We start from the raw sequence: 24054 nt of genomic DNA, 5'->3' as shown, positions 1-24054 counted from the left end.
ACACGTCTCCAGGGGGGTGAGGTCAGCCGACGGGGGAGCCGCGCAGCGGGCGGACGTCCGCGAAGCAGCGCGGATCCTCCCAGACGAGGGACACGCCGCTCGCCGCCCAGTGCGGCTCGGGACCCTCCGCGGTGAACGCCTTCCTGCGCAACTGGCGGATCACCTCCGGGAGTTCGTAGGGCGGCGCGGTGGCGATCCACTCCGCGATCCGAGCCAGGAACCCGGCGCCCCGGCAGTCGCCCGTGCACGGCCCGCCCGGCGGACAGCCGGTGCGCGGCCACAGCACGATCGGCGCGGGGGCGTCCAGGGCCGCGTCGTGCAGCTTCCGCGCGTGGGCGGCCGTCGGCGGCCGGGTGAACCCCACCGGGCCCCGCACGTCCTGGAGCAGCACGGCGATCTGCGCCGGGGCCCGCTCCGTCACACAGGGCATCCGGTACAGCGACGAGCGCTTCTGCCGTTCGAGCTCGCCCCACATCCGCCGGAGCTCGTACTGGTGACGCCCCTTGGCGCGCCGGTCGTGGTCGAGCACCACGACCGGCACCAGGCAGCCGAGCGGCTGCTCCCGCCGTCGGCGTCTCCACTGGTCGACGTTCTTGTTGAGCCAGCCCCGGGGCAGGGCGAACGCCACCAGGGGACGGCCGTCCACGATGTCGTGATACGCCTCGTCGATCCGGTCGCACACCCAGGCCCGTAACTCGGCCTTGGCCACCTGCTGTTCGCTCACCAGGATCCGCTCGCCGTGCCGGTGCACGGACACCTCGGCCAGCACCGTCTCGGGGTCGGCGCCGCTGCGCCGCACCTCGACGAGGATCGGCGACCAGGGCGGCGCGTCACGGTCCGGCGCGTCACGGTCTGTCGCATCAGGGTCCGGCGGGTTCCGTGACGGGGGCGAGTGGGGTGGGGCCGGGTGGTGCGGCCGGTCCGGAGGGGCCGACGGGTGCGGCGCGGCCGCGCCGGCGCCGGCGGTGGTGCATGGCGGCTCCGCGCCGGCCGGGGCGGTCGCGTGCCCGGGCCGGGAGAGGTGCCGGTGCGCCCGCGCGCGGTGTTCGCGCGCCCAGGCGCGGAACGCGCGCCGCAGTTCCTCGTCGGCCACCTGGTCGGCGAGCCGTACGGCGAGCTCGGCGAGCGGGACACGGTCGTCGGCCGGGCGGCTCTCGGTGATCAGATACCAGACGCACGGCCACAGCCCGGCGTGCGCCGCCGGCGGCGGGAGCGGGGCGAGGGGGCCGACCGCCGCGCGCAGCAGTCGTTCCAGCGGCAGCCGCGTCGCCCCCGCCGGCCCGGCCCGCTCGGTCCCCCCGGCCCGTTCGATCCGCTCGGTCCGCTCGGCCCGCTCCACGAGCTCCCGTAACCAGCGCTTCTCCTCGGCCGAGCAACCCGGCGTGTCCACGAGCTCGGCGAGGGCGGGCACATGGCGGGCCAGCACCCGGGCGGGAATGATCCGGGCGTTGGGGGCGGTGGGGTCGTACGCGGCGATCATGCCGACGACCGTCCCGTCGTCGGCCCGCACCGCCGCGGCCCCGCTGAAGCCGTGCGAGGGCCTCTGACCGTGCCCGGCCAGGCACTCGACCTGGCTCCACTCGTCCTGGATCAACTGCCCGGGCAGGGTCATCCGCAGCTCGGCCTGGGCGCCCTCCGTCTCGTACCCCTCGGGGAAGCCGTAGGCGACCAGGCGGGGCGGTTCGCAGACCTCCCGCAGGCCCTCGGGCCGCGCGAAGCGGGCCGGTGCCACGTCGACCGGCCGCTCCAGGGCGAGTACGGCCACGTCGCCCGGGTCGGTGGGCGAGCCGCCCCACGGCCCGCGCACCGCGACCCGCGCCGGGAGCTCGCCGAGCCCCTGCGCGCCGGGGAACCGGACGGAGACGCGGTCGAGGTCCGCGACCACATGGGCGCAGGTCAGCAGCGTTCCGGGAGCGACGAGGAAGGCGGAGCCCAGGACCTCGCCCGCGTGATCGACCCGCGCGTGCCAGGCCGAGGACGGCATCACCGGGCGCCCGGCGAGGCGCCGTCACCCGCCCCGGGAGCGGGAGTCCGTTCGTCGTGCGGCGACTCCGCATGCGGCGACTGCTCGTGCGGCGATTCCTCGTGCGGCGATTCCTCGTGCCGCGGGGACTGTCCGTCGGGGCGGGGGTCGTCGGGGCGGGGGCCGTCGGGGTGGGGGTCGGCCGCGCGGGGGCCGTCGGGGTCCTGTCCCTGCGGGGTCTCGTCCGCCGGGGGCTGCCCGGCCGGAACCGTGACCGTCGCCTCGGTGCCGCGGCCGTCCGGGGACCACGAGAGCCGCACCACCAGATGGCCCTCGACCGCCGTCTTGGCGATGACCGCGCCCGCCTCCGCCGTCAGCTTCACACCGAACTCCAGCTCCACCCCGTCCGGTCGGAGCGAACCCCCGCGGAAGACCGCGAGCGCCGACTCCGCCGCCGTACGGATTCCCGCAAGGGCCTCCTCCAGCGTCTGCCCCGCCCGGACCAGGGAGTTCCCGCCGCGCGACACCGGGCGGGCGCCCGGCTGAGGGCCGTCCGCCTCCACCAGGACCGCGTCGCTGCCCGTACCGAACTCCATCAGTGTTCCCACCACGACCCCCGTGCCCCGATCAGTCGGCTCGCGCGCCATTCTGTCCGACCGTCCGGCCCGCTGTCAGCGGATCGGCCTACCCTGGAGGGGTGTACGCGGAACGTCCCTCCCGGCTCGACGGCGCGATCGTCTGGACCCGGGCCACCGGCCCGGCCGACCCGGCCGATCCGGGGACGCGCCCGGTCCTGCCGGACGGCTGCATGGACCTGATCTGGGCCGACGGCACGCTGATGGTGGCCGGCCCCGATACCCGGGCGTACGTGCCCGAGAGCCCCGCCGTCGCCTACGCCGGAGTGCGGTTCGCGCCCGGCGACGCGCCCGCCGTCCTCGGTACCGAGGCGAGCGCCCTGCGCGACCGGCGGGTCGCCCTCGCCGACCTGTGGGGCGACCGCACCGCCCGCCGGCTCGCCGACCGGGTCACGGCGGCGGCCGACCGCGCCGCGGCCCTGGAGGAGCTGGTGCTGCGCCGGGCGGCCGACGCGCCCGCGCCCGACCCGCTGCTCCGGGCCGTGGTCGCCCTGCTCCGGGCGGGGCAGCCCGTCGGGGCGGCGGCGGACGCGGTGGGCCTCGGCGTCCGCCGGCTGCACCGGTGCTCGCTCGCCGCCTTCGGCTACGGCCCCAAGACCCTGGCCCGCATCCTGCGCCTCCAGCGCGCCCTCGCCCTGGTGCGCGCCGGCGTCCCGTACGCGGAGGCGGCCCACCGCGCGGGCTGCGTCGACCAGGCCCATCTCGCCCGCGAGATGCGCGCCCTGTCGGGCACGACCCTGTCCCGCTACACGGCGTCGCTGGCGGCCTCGGGGTCCGTGTCGGCGCCTCCGTCCGCGTCCGCGTCGGCGTCGGCGTCGGCGTACAGGGAGACCGCGGACCCGTCCGGGTCGAGCACGACCGCGTAGCGCTGCCCCCAGACGGCGTCCCACGGCTCCAGGTGGCCGCGATGACCGGCGGCCGTGAGCGTCTCGTACAGCGCGTCGACCTCGTCGGGCCGCCCGAGTCGGAACGCGAGCGCCACCCGCTCGCCCCCGCCGGCCGGCCGCGTCCACGCGGGATCGAAGGACCGCACGACGTCCTCGGTGTCCCACAACACCCGCATCCCGCCCGGCAGTGTCACCTCCACATGCGGCTGACTCCCGGCCCCGTCCGGGACGTCGAGCCCGAGCAGCCGGTAGAAGGCGAGGGACGCCGCCATGTCGGCCGTGACCAGGCCGATGACGTCGAGACGAGGGACGGGGGCGGTGACAGGTCGCTGCGTGTTCATGCCGGCACGGTAGGAAGGCCGGGGGAGCGGCGTCTTGTACGGATCGGACACGGGGCCCCGGTCGGGCCGGGGCCGGGTCGGGGGCGAGGCTCCGGGCCGGGTCGGGGGGCGAGGCTCCGGGCCGGGCTGGGGTCCGGTGCTCCGGTGCTCCGGTGCTCCGGGCCGGGGGTGTCGGGGCGTCAGCGCGGGGCCGAGGGCGGTCCGAAGCGGTGGCGGTATTCCGAGGGGGTGATGCCGATCTCACGGCGCATCAGCATCCGCAGATGCGCCGCCGTGCCGAGCCCGCTGCGCCGGGCGACCACCTCGAAGCGGGACTCGCCGCGCTCGATCAGCCGGCAGGCGAGGGTCAGCCGCTCGCCCGTGAGCCAGGCGAGCGGTGTCGTGCCCAGTTGGGCCCGGAAGCGGCGGTGCAGCGTCGCCGGGCTCACCGCCGCGCGGGCCGCGAGGTCGGCGACCGCGAGGGGAGTGTCCAGGCGTTCCTGCGCCCAGGCCAGGACCGGCGCCAGCGACTCGTCCTTGAGCGCCGGCATGGGGTGTTCCACGAACTGCCGCTGCCCGCCGTCCCGGTGCGCGGCGAAGACCAGGCGCCGGCTCACGGAGTTGGCGACCTCGGCGCCGTGGTCCCGGCGGACCACGTGCAGGCCCAGGTCGAGCGCGGCGGCGCTGCCCGCGGCGGTCAGGATGTCGCCGTCGTCCACGAACAGCACGTCGGGTTCGAGGAGCACCGAGGGGAACCGGGCGCGGAAGTCGTCCGCCCACTGCCAGTGGGCGGTGGCCCGGCGCCCGTCGAGCACCCCGGCCTCGGCCAGGGTGAACGCGCCGCTGCAGAAGCCGACCAGCCGCGCGCCCCGCGCGTGCGCCCGCCGGACCGCGTCGAGCACGGCGGGGCGGCGCGGCACCTCGACGTCGGGGCGGTTGGGCACGATGAGGGTGTCCGCCGTGTCGGCGGCGTCGAGGCCGGCGACACCGGTGAGGGTGAAGAATCCGTCGCGCATCAGCGTGCGGGGCTCGGCCGAGCACAAGGTGAAGTCGTACAGGTCGCGCCCCAGTTCGGGCCGGCGCAGGCCGAACACCTCGGTCGCGCAGCCCAGCTCGAAGGGGTTCGAGTTCTCGTCCACGATCACGACGACCCGGTGGAGCGGCCGCTGCGGGGCCGCGGTCCGACCGTGCGAGGATTCTTGCGCCATGCGCGATTTCTAGCACTCACGGGGTACGGGCGGGAACGCCGAGGCTTGCACCATGACCAACGACCCCATCGCCCTGGCCGCCGCCCTCGCCTCCTTCGACGCCGTGTGGAGTCCCCGGATCGTCACCCGCGTCAACGACTACGACGTCCGCGTCGCCAAGGTCGAGGGCGACCACGTGTGGCACGCCCACGACGACACCGACGAGTTCTTCCTCGTGCTCGACGGCGAACTGCGGATCTCCCTCCGGGAGCCGGCCGGAGAACGGACCGTCGTCCTGCCGCGCGGGTCCGTTTTCACCGTGCCCCGGGGCACGGAGCACCGGCCCTCGGCGCCCGCCGGCGCCGCGATCCTGCTGTTCGAGCCGACCGGGACGCTCTCGGTGGGCGACCGCCACGAGGAAGTGCCGGACCACGTGGACGCGACGACGGGCCACGCCCTGACCGGCTGACACCGGGCACGGCGAGGCACGGAGAAAAATGCGTGGCGCTTCGGGACCGGCGCCCGCTACGGTCTCCTGGACCGCGAAGATCGACGGCGAAGACCGACGATCGTGGTCCAGGAGACCCTGCCGTTCCTTTCGACCAGGAGGTGTGACCGATGGCTGTCGTCACGACGGGCGTTGCCCGCATCCAGATGCTCGTCCACTCCACCTCCGTGGCCACCGGCTGACCTCTTCCACCTGCTGCCGCGCGCAGCGCCGGGGCCACCCTGTGAAGGGTTCCCCTTGTCTTTCTCCACCACCACCACCACCACCTCTTCCACTTCCTCTCTGGACGCCTACGGCTGGGACGACGCCTGGGCGGCCGAGTTCGCCCCGTACGCGGCGCAGGGCCTGCTGCCCGGCCGGGTCGTCCGGGTCGATCGGGGCCAGTGCGACCTGGTGACCCCCGAGGGGCTCGTGCGCGCCGACACCGCGTTCGTCACCCCGCACGACCCGCTGCGGGTCATCTGCACGGGCGACTGGGCGGCCGTCGACCCGGTTGGCGTCGGCGACCCCCGTTACGTACGGGCGTATCTGCCGCGCCGTACCGCCTTCGCCCGCTCCACCTCGTCCAAGCGGTCCGAGGGGCAGATCCTGGCGGCCAACGTCGACCACGCGATCATCACCGTGTCGCTCGCCGTGGAACTCGACCTCGGCCGCATCGAACGCTTCCTGGCGCTCGCCTGGGAGTCCGGTGCGCAGCCGCTCGTCGTCCTCAGCAAGGCCGACCTGGTGCCGGACCCGGTCGGGCTGTCGTACCTCGTCGAGGACGTCGAGACCGTCGCGCCCGGCGTCCAGGTCCTGCCGGTGAGCTCCCACACGGGGGAGGGACTCGACGTGTTCCGGGCGGTCGCCGGCGGCGGGACGAGCGTGCTGCTCGGCGTCTCCGGCGCCGGCAAGTCCACCCTCGCGAACACGCTGCTCGGCGTGGACGTCATGGACGTGCGGGCGGCCCGCGACGTGGACGGCAAGGGCCGGCACACCACGACCACCCGCAACCTGCTCGCCCTCCCGGGCGGCGGCGTCCTCATCGACACCCCCGGCCTGCGGGGCGTCGGCCTGTGGGACGCGGAGGCGGGCGTCGGCCAGGTCTTCGCCGAGATCGAGGACCTGGCGGCCCAGTGCCGCTTCCACGACTGCGCCCACGAGTCCGAACCGGGCTGCGCCGTCCTGGCCGCCATCACCGACGGCACCCTCCCCGAACGCCGCCTCGACAGCTACCGCAAGCTCCTCCGCGAGAACCAGCGCCTCGTCGCCAAGACGGACGCCCGCGTCCGCGCCGAAATCCTCAAGGACTGGAAGCGCAAGGGCGCGGAGGGCCGAGCGGCACTGGCGGCGAAGCGGGGCCGCGCGCGCTAGCCGGGCTGGGCACCAATGCCGGGTGCCTCCCGGGCCGCTGCGGCCCCGCCCCGCCGGGCCGGACCCGGGCGCCCGGCCACGGGGGCGCGCCTCCGGGGGCCCCACCCGACGCGCCCCCTGCCCACTCCCACCGCCCCCGTGTCCGAAAACCGCCAGCCACTGCCGTCCCCCGCCCGCACACTGGAGGGCATGACGGTGGAGTCGGCGGTGGAGGCGATCACCCGTGCGGGTGGGGACGAGGAGACCCGGTATCGGGCGGTGAGCAGCAGGGATGCGCGCTTTGACGGGGTGTTCTTCTTCGGGGTGGTGACGACCGGGATCTACTGCCGGCCCAGTTGCCCGGCCGTCACGCCCAAGCGGCGGAACGTCCGCTTCTTCGCGACCGCCGCGGCCGCGCAGGCGGGCGGGTTCCGGGCGTGCCGGCGGTGTCGGCCGGACGCCGTGCCCGGGTCCGCGGAGTGGAATGTGCGGGCCGATGTCGTGGGGCGGGCGATGCGCATGATCGGGGACGGCGTCGTCGACCGGGAGGGCGTGCCCGGCCTCGCCGGACGGCTCGGCTACAGCGCCCGGCAGGTGCAGCGCCAGCTCACGGCGGAGCTCGGGGCCGGGCCGGTCGCGCTGGCCCGCGCCCAGCGGGCGCACACCGCGCGCCTGCTGCTGCAGACGACCCCGCTCCCGGTCACCGACATCGCCTTCGCGTCCGGCTTCGCGAGCGTCCGGCAGTTCAACGACACCATCCGCGCCGTCTACGCCCGCACCCCCACCGAACTCCGCGCCGAGTCCGGCACCGGCACCGCCGCAGGCCCCCGCACCGCGCTCGCGGCCGGCGTGCCGTTGCGGCTCGCGCACCGGGGGCCGTACGCGGCGGGCGAGGTCTTCGACCTGCTGGCCGCCGAGGCGGTGCCGGGTGTCGAGGAGGTCGTCGGCCCGCCCGGCGCCCGCACCTACCGGCGGACGCTCCGGCTGCCGTACGGCACCGGGATCGTCTCCGTCGACGAGCGTGCGCCGGGCGCCTGGCTCGAGGCCCGGATCCACCTCACCGAGCTGCGCGATCTCACCACCGCCGTGCAGCGGCTGCGCCGGCTGCTCGACCTGGACGCGGACCCCTACGCCGTCGCCGAGCGCCTCGGCGCCGATCCGGCCCTCGCCGCCGAGGTCGCCGCCCGCCCCGGCGTACGGTCACCGGGCACGGCGGAGCCGGAGGAGTTCGCGATCCGGACGGTCGTCGGCCCCGACGAGGCCGCCCGGCTCGTGGAGCGGCTCGGCACGCCCGTGGACACCCCCTGCGGCAGGCTCACGCATCTGTTCCCCGAGCCGACCGCCCTGACCGGCCACCCGGCGGCGGGCCCGCTCGCCGCCGCGCTCGCCGACGGGACGGTCCGCCTGGACCCGGGCGCGGACCGGGACGCCTCCGCCGCCGCCCTGGCCGCGATCCCCGGGGTGAGCCCGCGCGCCGCCGCCCGTATCCGCATGCGGGCCCTCGCCGACCCGGACGTGGCCCCGGAGGGCCTCCCGGACGCCCACCCCGAGTGGCGCCCCTGGCGCTCCTACGCCGCCCGCTACCTCCGTACGGTCTGACCCCCGTACGGCCTGACCCCCATCACGCCCTGATCAGGCCCCGATCACCGCCCCCACCCACGCCCCCACGATCAGCAGGCACGCGAACAGCTCCACCAGGACGCTCGTCCCCGCCGCCCGCATCACCGTGCGGGTGGCCGCGCGGGCCTGGCCGTGGCCGCCGAGGCGCAGGCGCTCGGAGAGGTAGATGCCGCCGACGAACCCGGGAATCGCGCCGAGCACCGGGACCAGGACGAAGCCCAGGAACGCGCCCGCTCCCGCGTACGCCACCATCCGCCGGGTGATGCCCACGCCCCGGAACCGGCGGGGCGGAAGCTGCCATACGACCACCTGGGTGAGGAGCAGCAGGCCGGTGGAGGAGACGAGGAGGATCCAGGCGAGGCCCGTCTGCTCGTGCAGCGACCACCACAGCATCGCCGCCCACACCAGCCACGTCCCCGGCACGCCGGGCGTCAGCACCCCGACCAGGCCGAGCAGCATCACCATCGCGATCAGCAGGAGCTGCCACACACCCATCTGCCAAGGGTGCAGCAAACCCGGTGTTCCCGCAGGTCAAGCCCGACCGACCGGGGCGGTCAGGCCGCCACCGGCAGGGCCGCCGCCACCAGGTTCCGGGCCTTGCGGTCGATCAGCGGGAAGATGATCTTCAGTGAGGTCTCGCTGTACGGGGACGACAGCACGAACGAGGAGTTCAGGAACCGTTCCTTGATCTCGGAGCGGAACAGACCCTCCCGCCGGATCGTCATCGTGTGCTCGACCGGCTTCGCGAACATCGGGTCCGCCCGGAAGATGAGGATCCGCCGGTCGGTCATCGCCAGGTACATCGGCGTCGGCACCGGGACCACCGCCATGCCCCCGCCGCTCGCGATCGCCGACGCGATGCCGAACGCGGCCGTCCGCCGCACCGAGACCGAGCTCAGATTCACGAGGGACGTCACCTCCACCCGCTCCCCGGGCTCCAGCATCGGGGTGACGGTGGCCAGCAGGGCGCGGCGGCGCCTTCCGTTCATGGGTGGTGCTCCTGAGTGTCGTGACGTGCCGGTGAGTGACGTGAGGTTCCGGTCGCGGCGGGACAGGGACGCGTTCCGCCGCGACCGGAGGAAAACCGGCCGCTCACCCTGCCACACGCCCTCACCTCACCGACGAGCCACCCACCCCTTCTCGTACGCGTGCCAGCCGAGCTGCAGCCGCGTCGTCACCCCCGTCAGCTCCATCAGGCCCTTCACCCGCCGCTGCACCGTCCGCAGCCCCAGGTCCAGTTGCTTCGCCACGCTCGCGTCCGTCATCCCCGCGAGCAGCAGGCTGAGGATCTCCAGGTCCGTCGGATCAGGCCCCGCGACCTCGTCCTCCGTCACCTGTGCGCCCGCGCCGAGCCGTAGCGGCAGGGCGTCCCGCCAGACCGACTCGAACAGGCCCATCAGCGACTCCAGCAGACCACTGGCGTGCACCACGAGCGCCGCCGGTTCCGCGCCCCGCCCGGTGAGCGGCACCATCGCCAGCGTCCGGTCCGCCACCACCAGCTTGGTCGGCACCCGGTCCACGATCCGGATCTGCTCCTGCCGGCCGAGCGCCGCCGACAGCTCCAGCAGACCCGACGGCAGGCTCAGCACCTCCCGCTCGATCACCACCCGATAGCGCACGCCCCGCTCGGCGGCCATCACCTCGGCGTCGTTCTCCAGACCGGTCACCGCGATCGGCTTGCCCGTCACCAGCGCGCAGACCTCCTCCGTCGCCCCCAGTTGGAGCTGGAAGAAACGATGCGCCACGGCGCTCGCGCCGGTCACCACCTCCACCAGGTCGTGCACGGCCGGCTCGGTCGCCTCGGCCCGGTACTCCTGCGCGAGGAGCGCCGCCGTCAGCTCCGCCTGCTCCAGCTCGTGCCGCTGCTGGGTGAGCAGCGCGCCGAGCGCCACCCCCGGCGGCGCCGCCACCCAGCGCCCGGTGCGCGCCGAGGACTGCGCCGCAAGGCCCTGCGCCTCCAGGCGGCGCAGCGCCCGCTCGGTGTCGGCCACCGGCAGGGACAGCCGGTGGGCCAGATCCGAGACCTCGGCCGCGCCCATCGCGACCAGCGCACGGTAGGCGGACTCCTGTCGTTCGTCGAGCCCTATCGCTCCCAGCATCGCTGACCCCACCCCTCGCGCGGACGTCCCCGGACGACCCGGACATTCCCGGGACGGCCGGCGGACGCGTTCGTTCCGTCGGTGCGTTGGCGGGAATCGGCCACGGCGCATTCCCGCCGCGCCCATCCTGCCTGCACCACCCTCACCTCTGCCAATGTGGCGCCACCGCAGCACCGACAGCCTCCGGACATGGGCGCCTTGTGCCGCCATGCCCGGAAACAGAGGGGGAGAGCGATGCGTCCGATTTCGCGTACGGCTCTGGGGGCGGCGACCGCCGCCGTCCTGGCCGTCACCGCGGTCGCGGCGTCCGCGGCGGCAGCGCCGCAGGACGACCCGACGACCGGCAAGCGACCGCTGACCGGCAGCCAGGCCACCGGCACCGCCGGCCAGCGCCCGGTCACGGTCACCCTCGTCACCGGCGACCGGGTCGTCGTCACGCACGACGCCGAGGGCAACCCGGCCGCCGCCGCGCTGCCCCGCGAGGACGGCACCGTGCCCTTCGTGCAGACCCGCCGCTCCGGCCCGGACCTCTACGTGTACCCGGAGGGCGCCACCGCCGCCCTCGCCGCCGACCGCGTCGACGAAGAACTCTTCAACGTCACCGGCCTCATCCGCCAGGGCTACGACGACACCGCCACCGGCACCCTGCCGCTGATCGCCGTCTACGGCACCGACCTCGCCCGCTCCGCGCCCGCCCCCGCCGCCCCGCGCGGCGCGAAGCGCGGCACGGTCCTCGCCACCGTCGACGGCGTCGCCCTCGCCACCGACAAGAAGCAGGCCGCCGCCTTCTGGAAGGACGTCGAGACCCCCGCCGCCCGCAGCGCCTCCGGGCTGAGGAAACTGTGGCTCGACCGCAAGGTCCAGGCCACCCTGGAGCGCTCCACCGCGCAGGTGCGCGCCCCCGAGGCATGGGCCGCCGGCTACGACGGCACCGGCACCAAGGTCGCCGTCCTCGACACCGGCGCCGACGCCGGACACCCCGACCTCCAGGGCCGCATCGTCGCCGCGCGGAACTTCACCGACTCCGACACCGCCGACGACCGCCAGGGCCACGGCACCCACACCCTCTCCACCGTCGGCGGCTCCGGCGCCGCGAGCGGCGGCGCGAAGAAGGGCGTCGCGCCCGGCGCCGCCCTCCTCAACGGCAAGGTCCTGAACGACTCCGGCTCCGGCGCCACCTCATGGATCATCGCCGGCATGGAATGGGCCGTCGCCCAGGGCGCCGACGTCGTCTCCATGAGCCTCGGCAACCCCTCCGAGACCGACTGCGACGACCCGATGAGCGCCGCCGCCGAACAACTCGCCCAAAGCGACGGCACGTTGTTCGTCGTCGCCGCCGGAAACTCCGGCCCCTCCCTCAACTCCGTCTCCTCGCCCGGCTGCGCCCCGAGCGTCCTGACCGTCGGCGCCACCGACCGCGACGACTCCACCGCGTACTTCTCCAGCCGCAGCCCCGTCGCCAACGCGGCCCACACCCTCAAGCCGGAGATCGCCGCCCCCGGCGTCGCCATCTCCGCCGCCGCGGCCGGCGGCCGCGGCCTCTACGCCTACCAGGCCATGTCCGGCACCTCGATGGCCACCCCGCACGTCGCCGGCGCCGCCGCCGTCCTCAAGCAGCGCCACCCCGACTGGACCGCCCGGCAGCTCAAGGCCGCGCTCGTCTCCTCCGCCGACAGCCGCGTCCCCGGCGACGTCCGCGAGGTCGGCGGCGGCCGTCTCGACGTCAAGGCCGCCGTTGACCAGACCGTCCTCGGCGCCCCCGCCGTCCAGGGTGGCACCTTCCCCTGGCCCCGGCACCACACCGACCGGACCACGGTCGCCGTGCCGTACACCAACACCTCCGACCGGCCCGTCACCCTGACCCTCGCCGTCGAGAAGGTCACCGGCAACGACGGCTCCGCCGTCCGTACCCCCGTCGCCCGCCTCGGACAGCGCACCGTCACCGTCCCCGCCGGCGGCACCGCCGAGGTCCCGCTCGCGCTCGACCCGACCGCCCACCTGGAGCGCGCCCAGTACGGCGACATCACCGGCCGCGTCGTCGCCACCGGCCCCGGCGGCCTCCGCGTCTCCACCCCGTTCGCGCTCTACGTCGAGCCCGAGACGGTCACCCTCCGGGTCAAGCTGATCGACCGTCAGGGCAGGCCCGCGGACGGCGCCTCGTCCCTGGACGTCATCGGCACCGACACCGCGACCGGCGAACGCCGCTTCAACGAGGGCTCCACCGACCAGACCTACCGGCTGCGCCCCGGACGCTACTTCCTCTCCTCCTTCGTCACCACCCCCGACCCGGGCGCCGACGCCGACACCACCCTGTACGACTCGCTCACCTACCTGGGCCGGCCGCAGCTCGAGCTGAGGAAGGACACGGTCGTCGTCCTCGACGCCCGCAAGGCCCACGCCCTGTCCGTCCGCACCGACAAGACCGGCGAAGTCCGCGCCGCCACCCTGGCGTTCGCCCGCTCCTGGGACGACACCTGGCTGCACGCGGGCACCGCGGCCGGCACCCGCACCCTCCGCGGCCACTACGCCTCCGTCGAAGGCACCGCCCGCGACGGCGACTTCGAGTTCGGCAGCTACTGGCGCACCGCCGCCCCGCTGATCTCCGAGCTGAGGACGGCCGACGGCCTCGCCCTCCACCCGGTCACCGGATCCACCGGCTCCGACAACCTCGACGGCACCGGCACGGCCGGACTCGTCGACGCGGGCACGGGCACGCCCGCCGAACTGACCGCCGCCGAGGTCAAGGGCAGGATCGCCCTCGTCCGCTTCCCGGACGACGCCACCTTCTCGGCCACGATCGCCCGCGACGCCAAGGCCGCCGGAGCGATCGCCGTCCTCGGCCACCGCGCCGCCCCCGGCCGCTGGTACCCGTCCGCCGGCTTCGGCAGCGCCGCCCTGCCCGTCCTCGCCGTCGAGTCCGCCGAGGCCACGGCCCTCCTGAAGAAGCTCTCCGCCGGCGAGGTCACCCTCTCCTGGAAGGCCACCGCGAAGAGCCCCTACGTCTACGAGCTGGCGTTCCCCGAGTCCGGCGCCATCCGCGACGACCGGACCTACCGCGTCCGGGACACCGCCCTCGGCCGCACCCAGTCCACGTACACCGCGATGGGCGTCGCCAACGACTTCCTCGACTTCGCCTCGGCACGGCGCCCGAGCGGCGCGGCGGTCTCCTTCGCCGGTCTCGAGACGGCCCCCGCGCCCGGCACCCGCACCGAGTACCGCACGGCCGGGGACACCGTCTGGGCCACGATGCTCTGCTCCAGCTTCCCCTTCGGCGAGTTCATGATCGGCACGCCGCGCGCGTACCGGGCCGGGGAGCAGCGCACCGAGCGCTGGTACGACGGCGTGATCGCCCCCACCGCCCCCCGCGACGCCGCCGGCAGGCCGGTGCTCGTCTCCGAGCGCCAGGGCAACCTGATCGGCTTCGCCGACGCCCTGTGGGGCGACGGCACCCACCACGGCGAGGCCGGCTCCTTCGGCGACGTCGGCAACCTGCGGCTGCGCAAGGACGGCGAGCTGATCGGCCAGACCGCATGGCCGTCCGGAGTTTTCGAAGTCCCGTCCGAAAGCGCCGTATACACACTCGAACAGAACGTGGCGAAGTTCTCCAGCAAGGTCTGGTACCGCTCGGTCTCCGTCAACTCCGTCTGGAAATTCACCTCGAAGGAGGACCGGAACGTCTACTCTCAAGGCATCCCGATTCTCTTCCCCCGGTACGACCTTCCGGAGGACGGACTCAAGACCCTCGCCGCGACCGACGGCCAGCGGATCGGCCTCTCCGTGACGGGCCACGCGGGCTACACCCCGGCCCCCCTCACCTCGGCCAGGCTCTCCTACTCCTATGACGGGGGCGAGACCTGGACCGAAGCGCCGGTCACCCACCAGGGCGACACCTGGAGCGCCACCGTGGACCACACGGGCGCCTCCGGCAGGCAGGTCACCCTGAAGACCGAACTGACGGACGCCCACGGCAACTCCGTCACCCAGACCGTGGTCCGCGCCTACGACGTGCGCTGATCACGCCGGTCCGCCGGACGGCCTTCCCGTGGGGGGTGGGGCCGCCCGGCGGACCACCCTTTTCCGCGACACATTTCCGGATGTCCCGTTTTCGGGCGGCCTGCGCGGTGGACAATAAGGGCATGACTCAGCAGGGGGACACCAACTGGTGGGACAAGCTGTACGACGAGGCGGCGACCGACACCGCGCCCGCCCCGACGTCCGACAGCCTCGACGAACGCTACGACTCCGCCGCCCGCACCACCACGGCCGACCCGCCCCCCGAGTCCCGCACCCCGGCCGATCCGCCCGCCGAGCCCCAGGCCCCGGACGCCCCGCCCGCCGAGGCCCCCGCCGTCCAGGTCCCCGCGCCCCGGCCCCGTACCGGACACATCGGCGGCCGGCCGCCCACCTACGAGGCCGAACCCACCGCCCTGCCCGCCGCCCGCCCCGGCGAGCTCGCCACACTCGTCGCCGACACCGTCCTCGACGGCGCCCGCTACGGCGCCTACACCCTGCGCGCCGCCTCCGTCCGCGGCGACTCCGCCCGCTTCCGCGGCGAACCCCGCCGCGACGCCCTGCTCACCGCCCGCTTCGGCCAGGACGAGACCGCGCTCGTCCTCGTCGCCGTCGCCGCCGGACGGCGCGCCGCCGCCCACGCCCACCTCGCCGCCGCCGACGTCTGCCACTGGATCGGCGAGTCCGTCGGCCGCAGCCACGCCCGGCTCGCCGACGACATCCGCTCCGGCCGCCGCGGCGACCTCAAGTCCGGCCTCCAGCGGCTCACCGACCGCACCTACGGCAAACTCCGCGCCCGCGCCGCCGAACGCGGCCTCGACCCCGACGAGTACACCGCCGGCCTGCGCTGCCTGCTGCTCACCGCCGACCCCGCGTGCCGCACCCGCGTCTTCTTCGGCGTCGGCCCCGGCGGACTCTTCCGCCTCCGCGACGGCGCCTGGCAGGACATCGAACCCCTGCTCCCCGAGCCCGCCGCCACCGTCGGCGCACCCGTCGTCGGCTTCGGCTCCCCGCCGCCCCCGCCGACCCCGGCACCCGCCACGACGCCCGCCCCGCCCGCCCAGGCACCCGAGGCCACCGAGGACGGCGACCGCCTCACCCTGCGCCTCGGCGGCCCCGACGTCCCCGGCCGCCCCCTCGTTGAGGAACCGCCCGCCGCCCCCGGCCCGGCGGACACCCCGCCCGCCGAACCGTTCCGCTTCCGCGCCTCCGTCGCCCGCCCCGGCGACACCCTGCTGCTCGCCTCCCACGGCCTCGCCGAGCCCCTGCGCGGCGAACCCGCCCTCGCCCACGAGCTCGCCACCCGCTGGGCCGGCGCCGAGCCGCCCGGACTCGCCGCCTTCCTCGCCGACACCCAGCTCCGGGTGACCGGTTACGCCGACGACCGTACGGCGGTCGCCGTCTGGGAGGCGTAACCTTCCCGGCCATGGGTTGATGGACCCATGGCCAAACAGAATGTCGCAGAACAGTTCGTCGACATCCTCGTCCGCGCGGGCGTCCAACGCCTCTACGGAGTGGTCGGCGACAGCCTGAACCCCGTCGTCGACGCCATCCGGCGCAACTCCGCCATCGACTGGATCCACGTGCGGCACGAGGAGACGGCGGCCTTCGCCGCCGGCGCCGAGGCCCAGATCACCGGCCGGCTCGCCGCCTGCGCCGGCTCCTGCGGACCCGGCAACCTCCACCTCATCAACGGCCTGTACGACGCCCACCGCTCCATGGCCCCGGTCCTCGCCCTCGCCTCCCACATCCCCTCCAGCGAGATCGGCCTCGGCTACTTCCAGGAGACCCACCCCGACCAGTTGTTCCGCGAGTGCAGCCACTACAGCGAGCTCATCTCCAACCCCAAGCAGATGCCCCGGCTGCTCCAGAGCGCGATCCAGCACGCCGTCGGCCAGGGCGGCGTCAGCGTCGTCACGCTCCCCGGCGACCTCGCCGACGAACCGGCCCCCGACCAGGCCGCCGAGACCGCGCTCGTCACCTCCCGGCCCACCGTGCGGCCCGGCGACGCGGAGATCGACGCCCTCGTCCGGATGGTCGACTCCGCCGACCGGGTGACACTGTTCTGCGGCAGCGGCACCGCCGGCGCCCACCCGGAGGTCATGCAGTTCGCCGAACGGGTCAAGGCACCCGTCGGACACGCCCTGCGCGGCAAGGAATGGATCCAGTACGACAACCCGTTCGACGTCGGGATGAGCGGACTCCTCGGCTACGGCGCCGCCTACGAGGCCACCCACGAGTGCGACCTGCTGATCCTGCTCGGCACCGACTTCCCGTACAACGCCTTCCTGCCCGACGACGTCAGGATCGTGCAGGTCGACGTCCGGCCCGAGCGCCTCGGCCGGCGCTCCCGGCTCGACCTCGCCGTCTGGGGCGACGTCCGCGAGACCCTGCGCTGCGTCATCCCGCGCGTGCGGGCCAAGACCGACCGGCGCTTCCTGGACAAGATGCTGAAGAAGCACGCCGACGCCCTGGAGGGCGTCGTCAAGGCGTACACCCGCAAGGTCGAGAAGCACGTGCCGATCCACCCCGAGTACGTCGCCTCCGTCCTCGACGAACTCGCCGACGACGACGCCGTGTTCACCGTCGACACCGGCATGTGCAACGTGTGGGCCGCCCGCTACCTCACCCCCAACGGACGGCGCCGCATCATCGGCTCCTTCAGCCACGGTTCCATGGCCAACGCCCTCCCGCAGGCCATCGGCGCCCAGTTCACCGACCGCTCCCGCCAGGTCGTCACCCTCTCCGGCGACGGCGGCTTCTCCATGCTGATGGGCGACTTCCTCACCCTCGTCCAGTACGACCTGCCGGTGAAGGTGATCGTGTTCGACAACTCCTCGCTCGGCATGGTCGAGCTGGAGATGATGGTCGCCGGCCTCCCCTCGTACGGGACCACCAACAAGAACCCCGACTTCGCCGCCATCGCCCGCGCGGCCGGCGCCTACGGCGTCCGCGTCGAGAAACCCAAACAGCTCGCGGGCGCCCTGAAGGACGCCTTCCGGCACAAGGGACCCGCGCTCGTCGACGTCGTCACCGACCCCAACGCCCTGTCCATCCCGCCCAAGATCAAGGCCGACATGGTGACCGGCTTCGCCCTCTCCGCCAGCAAGATCGTCCTCGACGGGGGAGTGGGCCGCATGCTCCAGATGGCTCGATCCAACCTGCGGAACGTACCCAGGCCCTGACGGACCGTGCACCCCGATGAATGCCGACGTGCCCGTGGGGCATGCATCCCCGTGAGCCTGTTCGACGCGACGACGGGGTGGGGGATATGGCCGGGGAGGCGAAACAGCCGACAGGGCTGCTCAAAAAGGTCGGATGCGCCGATCTCACCGCGGTACCGGAGGTACGGCATGCCTTGCGCGCGATGCTGGGGACATGGGGCGGACCGGGCGCCACCGACGTCGCCGAACTGCTCACCAGCGAGCTGGTGACCAACGCCCTGATCCACACCGACCACGGGGCGGTCGTCTCCGCCACCGTCGCCCCCGAACAACTCCGGGTCGAAGTGCGGGACTTCGAGCCGGGACTCGCCGCGCCCCGCGTACCGCACGCCGACGACGGTACGCACGGCCGGGGACTCGTCCTGGTCCAGGCCCTCGCCGACTCCTGGGGCGTCGAGAACCACGGAGCGGGCAAGATCGTCTGGTTCGAACTGAACGGCGGGGCCGCCTGAAGCGACCCCGCCGCGCCGTACTCGGCCGAACGGCGCTCAGCCGAACTGCTGCTCCAGATCCGCGAGCTTGCGCTCCAGGGAATCGAGCCGGGGCAGCGTCTGGGTGTCGTCCTCGGCGGTGAGGTCCACCGTCCGGGGCTCCGCCGTGCGGGACTCGCCCGGGCGCGGCTCAGCGCCCTTCACGGCTTGCAGGGAGGGCCGGGGTCGAAGCGGCAACTGTCCGGGGTCCGCTATGGCGGGCTCCGCGACGGCGGCCTGCACCGTGCCCGTCGCGGAGCCCGTACCCGAAGCGGCACCCAGCGCCGCCATCTCGACCTGCCGACCGCTCCGGCCGAACGCCCGGTGCTGACGGTTCAGCGCCTTCAGGCGCGCCCGGTCCAGCTTCGCCTGCTCCCGCCGGCGGATCCGGTTCTGCACCTTCTCCCGCCGGTCCTCGCGCACCTCGTCGACCGCCTCGTCCAGCGTCCGTACGCCCTCCAGGAGCATCAGCGACCAGGCACCGAAGGTCTCCCGGGGCGCCCGCAGCCAGCGGACCATCCGGATCTGCGGCAACGGGCGCGGAATCAGGCCCTGTTCGCGCAGCGCCGCCCGCCGGGTCTGCTTCAGCGCCCGGTCGAACAGCACCGCCGCCGACAGCGACATGCCCGCGAAGAACTGCGGAGCACCCGCGTGGCCCAGGCCGCGCGGAGCGTGCACCCAGTTGAACCAGGCCGCCGCGCCCGCGAACGTCCACACCAGCAGCCGCGAGCCGAGGGCCGCGTCACCGTGACTGGCCTCGCGGACCGCCAGCACCGAGCAGAACATCGCGGCGCCGTCGAGACCGAACGGGACCAGATACTCCCAGCCCCCGGAGAGGCTGAGGTTCTGCCGGCCGAAGCCGACGAGCCCGTGGAAGGAGAGCGCCGCCGCCACCGCCGCGCAGCAGAACAGCAGCACATAGGAGGCGGTGCCGTAGACGGCCTCCTTGCGTCTGCGGCGCTCCTCGCTGCGCTCCCAGGAGTCCTCGGCCGCGGCCTGGTCACCGGCGCGCTTGCCGCGCGCGAGCACCGCCACCGCCGTCAGGACGCCCGCCACCATCACGCCACCCGGAAGCAGCCAGTCCAGCGATATGTCGGTCAGTCTCATTGCGGTGTCCCTTGCCTCGCAGTAGTGCCTCGCAACAGGGCGATTCGGCCGCCCATACTGGCCGACCGGACGAGGCGGGCAGGGGGTTTCGCCGCAAGAGCACGCCAACGGGGCCGCACGGCATACGAATAGGTGCGATCTGGTCGAACTCCCGCACGGCAGAGCCGCGTTGTGTTCGATTCACGCCACCCCTGAGGGTGGTGTGACGTCAGGCCGTCGCCGCCAGCCGGCGGACCCGCTCCGCGTCACCCGTCCGCGGACACGTCAGACAGGTGTCCTCGGGACGCAGCGTGTAGAAGAAACAGCACGTCGCCCGGTCCCGCGTGGTCTGTGCCGTCCCGCACGCCTCCACCGAACCCGCCAGCTCACGGAAGCCCGCCGCCCCCACATACGGCTTCGCCGTCCCCGGCATCAGCCGCTCCAGCTCCGCCAGCGCCCGCTGCTCCTCACCCAGCAGCGACGCGATGTACCACAGGCCCTCGACGATCTCGTCCGTGACCATGCCCCACCACGCCCGCCGGCCCCGCCGCATCCGGGGCCCGAAACCGGCGAGCACCTCCTCGAAGTGCTCCGCCAGCGCGTCCCGCACCTCGGCCCGCAGCGCCTCCTCGTCCGCCACCACCCGCGCACCCGGCAGCGCCGCGGCCGGATCCCCCGGCAGACACGCGAACTCCTCCACCCGCACCGCGACCCGGCCGAGCCCCCGGTGGAAACCCACGTTCCGAGCCGGCAGACGGGGCACCCGGCGGTGCAGGAACCACGGCAGCGTCACCAGCAGACAGACCGGCCAGGCATAACGGTGCAACGCGAAACTCGCCACCACGTCCGGGCGCGCCGCCCTCCCGTAGTCCCGCCGCACCTGAGCGTCGTCCCAGGCGAGAAAGGCGTCCAGGCCGTCCCCGCCCGCGCCCAGCTCCTCCGCGCCCACCCAGCCCGTCCCGCACGGCATGCCCTCGCCCGCGCCCCGCTCCTCCACGCGCAACGCGCTGAACACCTCGCCGAGCCGGGCATACGCGGCGGCGACGGGCGAGGCGGGAGCAGACGGCAGCAGAGCGGGCAGGGCCATGGGACCACCGAATCGCGATCGTTAGCAGGTAAGCCTTACCTTACCCGATGCGTACGGTGTTTGAACTGCGACGCCGTCCGCCTATCGTGCACGGGGGACCCCGGCATCGCGAGCCGGGCCCGGCACGACAGCGCAGGAGGACCCGGGTGGAGCACGGCGACACGCGCGGACGGACCACCGACAGGCCCGCCCCCGCGTCCCACGGCGATGCCGCGACCCCGCACGACGACACCACCAGGGTCCCCGGACAGACCCGCCCCCACGACGTACGCGGCGCACACCCCCACGACGAGACCGCCCCCAGGACCGTCCGACGCCACTCCGTCCGCGGCCAGATCCTCCACGCCCTCCGCACCGCCCTCGTCGGCGGAGAACTCGTCCCCGGCCAGGTCTACTCCGCCCCCGTCCTCGCCGAACGCTTCGGCGTGTCCGCCACCCCCGTCCGCGAAGCCATGCAACAACTCGCCACCGAAGGCGCCGTCGAAGTCGTCCTCAACCGCGGCTTCCGCGTCACCGAACGCACCCCCCGCGAACTCGCCGAACTCGCCGAAGTCCGCGCCCTCATCGAAGTCCCCGTCATGCTCCGCCTCGCCCGCACCGTCCCCGCCGCCCGCTGGGCCGAACTCCGCCCCCTCGCCGAAGCCACCGCCACCGCCGCCGCCCGCGGCGACCGCGCCCACTACGCCGAAGCCGACCGCGCCTTCCACCGCGCCGTCCTCTCCCTCGCCGGCAACCAACAACTCCTCCTCATCGCCGACGACCTCCACCGCCGCTCCCAATGGCCCCTCGTCAGCGCCCCCGCCACCCGCCACGGCGAACTCGTCGCCGACGCCGCCGAACACACCGCCCTCCTCGACGCCCTCGTCGCCCAGGACCTCCCGGTCGTGTCGTCCCTCGTACGAGAGCACTTCACCGGAGCGCAGGACTGACCACTAAGGTCTCCGTACGTCCGAACCGCGCCGACCGAGAGGTGCCCATGCCGTCCGTCCGCGCGGAGCGCCCCGGGGCCGCGGCCCTGCTCGGCTGGCTCACCGACCCCGACGCCCCCCGCCTCTGCCTCGTCACCGGCGCCCCCGGACTCCTCCACTGGCTCGCCGCCCACGGCCCCCGCGCCGCCGGCCGCCGGCGCACCACCCGCGCCCTCGTCCCCCTCACCGGCCGCACCGCCCTCGGCACCGCCTGGGCCGTCGCCGACCACCTCGGCGTCGTCGCCGGCTCACCCGCCGACCTCGTCCGCGCCCTCGCCACCACCGAGACCGGCCGCGCCACCCGCACCGTCCTCCTCCTGCCCGCCCTCCACACCGCCGCCGAACCCCTCGCCGTCGCCCGCCTCCTCAAGGACCTCGCCGCCCTCGGCCGCGTCCGCGTCGTCGCCGAGACCCTCCCCGGCACCCCCGAACACACCCTCCTCGCCGAAGGCCGCGTCACCCACGTCGACGAGGACCAGCCCACCGAGCCGCCCCAGGCCCCCACCCCGCCCCCACCGGACCTCTCCGACCCCCACGCCGTCTGCGCCGCCGACCCCGTCGCCGTCACCACCGGCTACGTCCAGGACCCCGCCGACGACCACGGCGGCCTCCGCGCCGCCTGGCTGCGGGCCGGCCAGGCCCTGTGCGCCGCCCGCACCCCCGCCGACCGCGCCCTCGGACTCCTCGCCGTCCTCGGCGACCGCGCCGACCCCCGGCTGCGACCCGCCCTCCACGACCTCGCCGCCACCGCCCCCTGGCGGGTCCGGTGGACCCGCGTCACCGGAGACGTCGCACCGCCCTGGCCCGGACCCGCCGCCGCGCTCGCCGCCCAGGACGGCACCCTCCTCGTCGCCGACCTCGGCGGCACCGTTCACCTCCTCGCCGCCGCCGACGCCCGCCCCCTCGGGCGCCTCGACCACCCCGTCACCGGGCGCGTCACCTCCCTCGCACCCGCGCCCGACGGAACCGTGCTGCTGCTCGACGAACGCGGCCGGCTGCACACCGTACGGGGCACCCAGCCCCGCCCGCCCTACCTCCAGCGCCTCACCGAAGCGGTCTCCACCACCCTCACCCGGCACCCCGGCACGGCCCTCGCCGCCATCGCCGGCTCCGTCGTCGTCGGCGACCGGCTCGGCTCCGTCCACGCCTTCGGCCTCACCGGCCTCCACCAGGCGGCCCTGCACAGCGGCCGGGTCACCGCGGTCGCCGCGGTCGAGTCGGCGACCCCCTTCGTCTGCAGCGGCGGCACCGACGGCACGGTCCGCCGCTGGACCCCGGGCCGCGACCCGGACCCGTCCCCCCTGGCCGAGCGACCGTCCCCCGTGGTCTCCCTCTCCGCCACCGAGACCCCGCACGGCCCCGTCCTGGCGGTCGCCTGGGCCGACGGGACGGTGCGGCTCCACCGGCTGGAACAGGGCGACCACCTCGACTTCCGCCCGGGCCCGCCGGTGCGGTCCGTCGCCGTCACGCCGGACGGGGCGCTCGTGGTGGGCCTGGACGAGGCGCTGGTGCGGTTGGAGCGGGTGGGTGGTGACGCGGGTGCCGCGGAGGGGGCGGCGTTCCGGACTGCATGATTTACGGCGCGGCCAGGCACACCGAGAGCGCGGCCCCAAGTCCCGCGCCACAAATCACGCTTTACGTCCGGAACGCCACCCCCTCCCCGTCCCCCGCTCCCATCCGTGGGCTCCCGAGGCTCCCCGTACGGTCCGCAGGCGTCCGACGACCCGGGGCGCGGGGGTCGTGCAGGGGGGCGTGTTCGGGACGTAAAGCGTGATTTGTGGCGCGGAGCAAGGGCCCGTACGGATCAGGGCAGGGGCCCCGCGCCGTAAATCATGCAGTCCCGAATACGGCCCCCGGAACGGCCCCCGCGCCCCCCGCCCACGGGCCCGCCCCCTCAGATCGCGGCGCGAGGCGTCAACTGCGCGGCCAGCCACGTCGGGACGCCGCCCAGGAGGCGGAAGAGCCGGCTCGCCTCCGCGCGCAGGCGGCCCGCCTCCGGTTCCGTCTCGGCCTCCGCGAGGGAGGCCAGGGCCGGGACCGTGCCGACCAGGTAGCCCAACTCCTCCCGGATCCGCAGCGATTCGGCGAAGCCGTGCCGCGCCTCGGCCAACTCGCCCTCGCGCAGGGCGAGCCCGGCGAGGTGGCGCCAGGTGGAGGAGAGGAGCAGGGGGTCGCCGTGGGCGGTGGCGCCCTCGTGGGCGCGGCGGTAGGCGGCGCGGGCCGCCTGGGGGGAGTCGCCGAGGTTCTGGGCGACGAGGCCGCGCCGGAAGTCGAGCAGGGCGCGCCGGGGGGTCTCGGGGTCGATGAGGGCCGCCGCGCGCCCGAGCGCCGCGCGGGCCTCGTCGGCCCGGTCGCGTACGCCCAGGAGGGTGGAGGCGTACGCCAGGTAGCCGCGTTCGCAGGCGGCCGCCCCGCGTTCCTCGTCGGTCTGGGCGACGGCTTCCGCGGCGCGGAGGGCTTCCTCCGCGTCGGCCCATCCCTGTTCGGTGTAGAGGCAGCGTTCGATGAGGAGCGCGGCCCGTTCGAGGGCGGCGGCCGGTTCGGCCGCCTGGGGGGCGAGGAGTTCGGCTGCGTCCGTCCAGCAGCCGCGGGAGCGAAGTCTCCAGACCGCGGTCTCCAGTGGGGTGCCCCGGCCGTACTCCACATTGCCCTCCCCG

General features: G+C 74.8%; 18 protein-coding genes and 2 pseudogenes. 10 read left to right on the top strand and 10 right to left on the bottom strand.

Annotated features, from left to right (window positions below; translation table 11 throughout):
* Positions 1 to 22: 22 nt before the first annotated feature.
* Positions 23 to 1984, bottom strand: coding sequence for a trypsin-like peptidase domain-containing protein (locus ABZ135_RS10415; RefSeq protein ID WP_356693897.1), 1962 nt, complete (start codon positions 1982 to 1984; stop codon positions 23 to 25).
* A gap of 278 nt (positions 1985 to 2262) precedes the next feature.
* Positions 2263 to 2571: pseudogene (locus ABZ135_RS10410) on the bottom strand (CU044_2847 family protein); the annotation flags it as partial.
* An 89-nt stretch (positions 2572 to 2660) separates the two neighbouring features.
* On the opposite strand from ABZ135_RS10410, the gene ABZ135_RS10405 reads away from it, so the two are divergent.
* A complete protein-coding gene (locus ABZ135_RS10405) occupies positions 2661 to 3464 on the top strand; it encodes a helix-turn-helix domain-containing protein (protein WP_356693895.1) in 804 nt (267 codons plus the stop codon).
* A gap of 23 nt (positions 3465 to 3487) precedes the next feature.
* On the opposite strand, the pseudogene ABZ135_RS10400 reads toward ABZ135_RS10405, so the two are convergent.
* Both ABZ135_RS10400 and ABZ135_RS10395 read right to left on the bottom strand, forming a co-directional pair.
* Positions 3488 to 3757 (bottom strand): annotated as a pseudogene (locus ABZ135_RS10400) (glyoxalase); the annotation flags it as partial.
* Between the two features lie 248 nt (positions 3758 to 4005).
* The gene (locus ABZ135_RS10395; protein WP_356693893.1) at positions 4006 to 5013 is read right to left on the bottom strand and encodes a helix-turn-helix domain-containing protein; all 1008 of its coding nucleotides are present in this window, start codon (positions 5011 to 5013) and stop codon (positions 4006 to 4008) included.
* Positions 5014 to 5065: 52 nt separating this feature from the next.
* Between ABZ135_RS10395 and ABZ135_RS10390 the strand changes: the two genes are divergently transcribed.
* The 3 genes from ABZ135_RS10390 to ABZ135_RS10380 all read left to right on the top strand — a co-directional run bounded on the left by ABZ135_RS10390 (position 5066) and on the right by ABZ135_RS10380 (position 8431).
* A complete protein-coding gene (locus ABZ135_RS10390; RefSeq protein WP_356693891.1) occupies positions 5066 to 5461 on the top strand; it encodes a cupin domain-containing protein in 396 nt (131 codons plus the stop codon).
* Between the two features lie 276 nt (positions 5462 to 5737).
* Positions 5738 to 6853 (top strand): ribosome small subunit-dependent GTPase A, encoded by a 1116-nt coding sequence (gene rsgA / locus ABZ135_RS10385; RefSeq protein ID WP_356693889.1) that lies wholly within the window; start codon positions 5738 to 5740, stop codon positions 6851 to 6853.
* A 189-nt stretch (positions 6854 to 7042) separates the two neighbouring features.
* Positions 7043 to 8431 (top strand): AlkA N-terminal domain-containing protein, encoded by a 1389-nt coding sequence (locus tag ABZ135_RS10380; protein ID WP_356693887.1) that lies wholly within the window; start codon positions 7043 to 7045, stop codon positions 8429 to 8431.
* Between the two features lie 33 nt (positions 8432 to 8464).
* Here the strand turns inward: ABZ135_RS10380 and ABZ135_RS10375 are convergent, their stop codons facing one another.
* The 3 genes from ABZ135_RS10375 to ABZ135_RS10365 form a co-directional block, all read right to left on the bottom strand.
* Positions 8465 to 8947 (bottom strand): DUF456 domain-containing protein, encoded by a 483-nt coding sequence (locus ABZ135_RS10375; protein ID WP_356693885.1) that lies wholly within the window; start codon positions 8945 to 8947, stop codon positions 8465 to 8467.
* 59 nt (positions 8948 to 9006) lie between these two features.
* Positions 9007 to 9441, bottom strand: a complete 435-nt coding sequence (locus ABZ135_RS10370; RefSeq protein ID WP_356693883.1) for a hypothetical protein — start codon at positions 9439 to 9441, stop codon at positions 9007 to 9009.
* Positions 9442 to 9567: 126 nt separating this feature from the next.
* Positions 9568 to 10551 carry a helix-turn-helix domain-containing protein gene (locus ABZ135_RS10365; protein ID WP_356693881.1) on the bottom strand — a complete coding sequence of 328 codons (984 nt, stop codon included), beginning with the start codon at positions 10549 to 10551 and terminating at the stop codon, positions 9568 to 9570.
* Between the two features lie 234 nt (positions 10552 to 10785).
* Here ABZ135_RS10365 and ABZ135_RS10360 point away from each other — a divergent pair, with 234 nt between their 5' ends.
* The 4 genes from ABZ135_RS10360 to ABZ135_RS10345 all read left to right on the top strand — a co-directional run bounded on the left by ABZ135_RS10360 (position 10786) and on the right by ABZ135_RS10345 (position 18238).
* Positions 10786 to 14565: a S8 family serine peptidase gene (locus ABZ135_RS10360; protein ID WP_356693879.1), complete on the top strand. Its 3780-nt coding sequence runs from the start codon at positions 10786 to 10788 to the stop codon at positions 14563 to 14565.
* 122 nt (positions 14566 to 14687) lie between these two features.
* Positions 14688 to 15977 (top strand): protein phosphatase 2C domain-containing protein, encoded by a 1290-nt coding sequence (locus ABZ135_RS10355; protein WP_356693877.1) that lies wholly within the window; start codon positions 14688 to 14690, stop codon positions 15975 to 15977.
* Between the two features lie 27 nt (positions 15978 to 16004).
* Positions 16005 to 17747, top strand: a complete 1743-nt coding sequence (locus ABZ135_RS10350; RefSeq protein ID WP_356693875.1) for a pyruvate dehydrogenase — start codon at positions 16005 to 16007, stop codon at positions 17745 to 17747.
* A gap of 86 nt (positions 17748 to 17833) precedes the next feature.
* A complete protein-coding gene (locus ABZ135_RS10345) occupies positions 17834 to 18238 on the top strand; it encodes an ATP-binding protein (protein ID WP_356693873.1) in 405 nt (134 codons plus the stop codon).
* Between the two features lie 36 nt (positions 18239 to 18274).
* On the opposite strand, the gene ABZ135_RS10340 is transcribed toward ABZ135_RS10345, so the two are convergent.
* Both ABZ135_RS10340 and ABZ135_RS10335 read right to left on the bottom strand, forming a co-directional pair.
* On the bottom strand, positions 18275 to 19363 hold the full coding sequence (locus ABZ135_RS10340) for a DUF2637 domain-containing protein (protein WP_356693871.1): 1089 nt from the start codon (positions 19361 to 19363) through the stop codon (positions 18275 to 18277).
* A gap of 208 nt (positions 19364 to 19571) precedes the next feature.
* Complete coding sequence (locus ABZ135_RS10335) at positions 19572 to 20429, bottom strand: (2Fe-2S)-binding protein (RefSeq protein ID WP_356693869.1); 858 nt, start codon at positions 20427 to 20429, stop codon at positions 19572 to 19574.
* 146 nt (positions 20430 to 20575) lie between these two features.
* On the opposite strand from ABZ135_RS10335, the gene ABZ135_RS10330 reads away from it, so the two are divergent.
* Together ABZ135_RS10330 and ABZ135_RS10325 are read left to right on the top strand one after the other, a co-directional pair.
* Positions 20576 to 21358, top strand: coding sequence for a GntR family transcriptional regulator (locus ABZ135_RS10330; RefSeq protein ID WP_356693867.1), 783 nt, complete (start codon positions 20576 to 20578; stop codon positions 21356 to 21358).
* A 47-nt stretch (positions 21359 to 21405) separates the two neighbouring features.
* Positions 21406 to 22971: a hypothetical protein gene (locus ABZ135_RS10325; RefSeq protein ID WP_356693865.1), complete on the top strand. Its 1566-nt coding sequence runs from the start codon at positions 21406 to 21408 to the stop codon at positions 22969 to 22971.
* 320 nt (positions 22972 to 23291) lie between these two features.
* On the opposite strand, the gene ABZ135_RS10320 is transcribed toward ABZ135_RS10325, so the two are convergent.
* A complete protein-coding gene (locus ABZ135_RS10320; RefSeq protein WP_356693863.1) occupies positions 23292 to 24041 on the bottom strand; it encodes a hypothetical protein in 750 nt (249 codons plus the stop codon).
* Positions 24042 to 24054 lie beyond the last annotated feature (13 nt).

It is taken from the genome of Streptomyces sp. NPDC006339 (assembly GCF_040612775.1).
Classification (GTDB): Bacteria; Actinomycetota; Actinomycetes; order Streptomycetales; family Streptomycetaceae; genus Streptomyces.
The sequence above is the reverse complement of the archived record's forward strand: the minus strand, read 5'-3'. Positions and strand labels throughout refer to the sequence as shown.